1 protein-coding gene is annotated in these 1165 nt (G+C 27.1%); it reads right to left on the reverse strand.

Annotated features, from left to right (window positions below):
- Positions 1-135 precede the first annotated feature (135 nt).
- Positions 136-1165: hypothetical protein (locus MPF13_RS15390; protein WP_249983651.1), on the reverse strand; the 1030-nt coding region annotated here is incomplete at its 5' end.

The raw sequence follows: 1165 nt of genomic DNA on the forward strand, positions 1-1165 counted from the left end.
AACGTGTTTGTGTATGATTAGTGGTGTGTTTAAGCACCTAATTTAGCAAATAAATACCGAATAGAAAATCCGCGAGGATTTTCGTAAGTAGGCGAGAACTAGCCATTAATTATACACGGTGTTGTGCGTTCGTTTTTATTTTTCGTTCAGTATTATTTTAATTTCAGTTTCGTTATAGCATAATCTACAAGGTCTCAAATTATAGTCTTCAAGGAAAATTTCGCTAAAAGTATTATTACCATAATTATAAGTCCATTTAAAATAGTCGGACAATAATTTCATTGATTTTCTTTTTAGTTTTAAATGAGATTGCCAAAAACTTTTTAATCTTTCAATCCCAAAATTCTTTATAAATTCTGGACTAACTTCTTTTAAGTAGCCATTCTGAATACTATCTTTTATATATTCGATAATTGATTGATTGTCTTTACGAATTAAAAAATCGTACCTCGATAGATTTTGCATAGTTTTACTATTACATAAAAAGTCTCTACCTTTTATTAATTCAATTATTTTATCTAAAAAAGTTTCGTAATTAAATGATTTATCTGTATGCTTTATTCCTTTTGTTTTCTTTTCAATATACCATTTGAATTGTCCTTTGTCTGATTGACTTATTGATATTTTGTCAATTTCAAATTTTTCTGGAAATGTTGAATTGAAATCTCTTGTCAATATTTGATCATTTATTTCCTCATTTTCATACCTTTCAACAGTATAATTTTTTAGTTTAAACCAATTTCTAATTTCGTTAACTATTTTTTTGTGTTTTTCGTTATTTGTTTCTTCTAATCTAACAACAGGTTCAGGCATAAAGAAGTTTTTAAATCCTTTATGCAAGGCTTTACAAGTGTGGTCTTTATGGTATTTTACATTTCCCTCAATTGACAAAACAAAATTCAAATTATCTTCTCTTTCAGGTACTTCTTGGTAAACTAAAACATCTCGATTTTCTCCACTTAATAACATTTTTTCAGCCAATAATTTTTTTAATTCGAGTTGATTGTAAAAGTAGAATAGATAATCGTTATCAAAAATATTAGTTTTGAAGAATTGTTTGTCAATTCGGTCAATATCTTTTATTTCAACTCTTTCAATTAATTGGCGATAAGAATATTCAGTTAGAAATGACATTGGTAGGCTTGGGTTAAATGACGCACAACGT

Origin of the sequence: Polaribacter sp. Z022 (assembly GCF_023555495.1) — a bacterium.
Lineage (GTDB): Bacteria > Bacteroidota > Bacteroidia > Flavobacteriales > Flavobacteriaceae > Polaribacter.